We start from the raw sequence: 2,270 nt of genomic DNA, 5'->3' as shown, positions 1-2,270 counted from the left end.
GATCGCGATGGGCCGGTTCGGCGGCCACGAGCTCGGCTACGGCTCCGACGCCGACGTCCTGCTGGTCCACGAACCGCTGCTCGGCATGCTCGACGAGGACGCGGCCCGGGCCGCCCACGCCGTCTGCAACGAACTGCGCACCCTGCTCGCCGCCCCCGCCACCGAACCCCCGCTGCTGGTCGACGCCGACCTGCGCCCGGAGGGCCGGCAGGGCCCGCTGGTGCGCACCCTGGCCTCGTACGAGGCGTACTACCGGCGCTGGTCGCACGTCTGGGAGAGCCAGGCCCTGCTGCGGGCCGAGCCGGTGGCGGGCGATCCGGAGCTCGGGGAGCGGTTCCGGGCGCTGATCGACCCGCTGCGCTACCCGGGCGGCGGGGTGCCCGAGCGTGACCTGCTGGAGATCCGCCGGATCAAGGCCCGGATCGAGTCCGAGCGGCTGCCGCGCGGGGCCGACCCCACCACCCACACCAAGATCGGGCGCGGCGGGCTGGCCGACGTCGAGTGGACGGTCCAGCTGCTGCAGCTGCAGCACGGCCACGCCCTGCCGGAGCTGCGCACCACCCGGACCAGGGCGGCGCTGGCGGCCGCGGCCGGGGCGGGACTGGTCGACGCCGAGGACGCCGGGGTGCTGGACGCCGCCTGGGTGCTCGCCTCCCGGGTGCGCAGCGCGGTGATGCTGGTCCGGGGCCGGGCCGGGGACTCCTTCCCCGGCGACCCGCGCGAGCTGTCCGGCGTGGCCCGGTACCTGGGCTACGGGGCCGGGCACAGCGGGGAGCTGGTCGACGACTACCGGCGCACCACCCGGCGGGCCCGCGCGGTGGTGGAGCGGCTGTTCTACGGGCCGTAGCCGCGGCTGCGGCCGGGCCGGGCCGGTGCGCGGTGCCCCGGTACGGCGGAGCCCCACCGGAGCGGGTCCGGTGGGGCTCGGTGCTGCGGCCGGGCGGCCGGGGCTCAGCGGCGGGCGGCGCCGACCCGGTCGCTCACCCACTGCTCGGGGACGGTGACCTCGTCGTCCTCGGCGGCGCCGGGGACCCTGGGCAGCTGGTAGGCCCACACGTGGTAGATCAGCCGGGCGGCGGTGAAGCCGACGGCCAGGCACAGCGCGCCGCCGACGGCGTCCATCCAGAAGTGGTTGGCGGTGGAGATGATCACGACCAGGGTGGCCGCCGGGTACAGCAGGCCGAGCAGCCGCACCCACAGCGGGCGGGCCAGGAAGAAGATGGTCAGACCGCACCAGAGCGACCACCCGATGTGCATCGAGGGCATCGCCGCGTACTGGTTGGAGACGTGCGCCCCGGCGCCGGAGGCCATCGAGCCCCAGGTGTGGTGGGCGGTCACGGTGTCGATGAAGCCGCCGCCGGTCATCAGCCTGGGCGGGGCCAGCGGGAAGAAGTAGAAGCCGACCAGGGCGATCCCCGTGGTCACGAAGAGCACCGTGCGGGCCGCCGCGTAGCGGCCCGGGTGCGAGCGGTACAGCCAGACCAGCACGCCGATGGTGACGATGAAGTGCAGCGTGGCGTAGTAGTAGTTCATCCCCACGATCAGCCAGCCGACCGAGTCGACCGCGTGGTTCACCGAGCGCTCGACGGCGACGCCGAGGGCGCGTTCGAGGTCCCATATCCAGGTCGCGTGGTGCTGGGCGATCGAGGCCTGCTCGGGGACGGCGTTGCGGACCAGGGAGTACAGCCAGTAGCTGATCCCGATCAGGGCGAGTTCGAACCAGAGCCGGGGCCGGGCGGGCCGTCTGCGCTGTTCCCGCACCCGGCCGCGCAGGGCCGCGCTCGGTGACTGGGCTGCGCGGGTGGCTCCGTCCGGCTGCCCGCCCACGTGGGCGCAGCCAGGGACGGAACCGCCGGTGCGCGCCGTGGCGCGCTCGGCGCCCGGTGCGTGGATCTCGGTCGGTTCCCCCATGGACGAGAAGTCTGCCAGACGTCCCGTGGCCGCCTGCTCATCCTCTGGTCGGGGATTCTTCACCGACCGTCCCCCTGCGGGGGTACGGGTAGAAGAGGTATGGGGACGCATATCGACCATTGTTGCTCGGGGGTAACCGGCGGTCGAACGCGGGTGGCCAAACTTGACCTGGACTTTGGCCGAGAGGTGTCGCGGGGCCCAACGACCGAGGCCCGCCGGGGGTCAGGTGTCCGGCGGGCCGCTACGACTCTGCTGCCTTCACAACGGTTCGGTCAAGACCCTGCTTGCAACATTTTCAGCATCTTGCTGAAACATATTTCAGCGCGCTACGGTCCGGCCACTCACAGACGAGCCGCATC

General features: G+C 73.2%; 1 protein-coding gene and 1 pseudogene. One reads left to right on the top strand and one right to left on the bottom strand.

The features are described 5' to 3' along the window. Nucleotides 1–847: pseudogene (locus AA75_RS44160) on the top strand (bifunctional glutamine-synthetase adenylyltransferase/deadenyltransferase); the annotation flags it as partial. Between the two features lie 104 nt (nt 848–951). Here AA75_RS44160 and AA75_RS44155 read toward each other — a convergent pair. Beyond that, nucleotides 952–1,911 (bottom strand): phosphatase PAP2 family protein, encoded by a 960-nt coding sequence (locus AA75_RS44155; RefSeq protein ID WP_051814474.1) that lies wholly within the window; start codon nt 1,909–1,911, stop codon nt 952–954. Nucleotides 1,912–2,270 lie beyond the last annotated feature (359 nt).

It is taken from the genome of Kitasatospora sp. MBT63, from assembly GCF_000710465.2.
Lineage (GTDB): Bacteria > Actinomycetota > Actinomycetes > Streptomycetales > Streptomycetaceae > Kitasatospora.
The sequence above is the reverse complement of the archived record's forward strand: the minus strand, read 5'-3'. Positions and strand labels throughout refer to the sequence as shown.

What these genes read in the sequence shown, in the direction of transcription:
- AA75_RS44155 (WP_051814474.1), bottom strand. Translation starts at nt 1,911, where the DNA reads ATGGGGGAACCGACCGAGATCCACGCACCGGGCGCCGAGCGCGCCACG.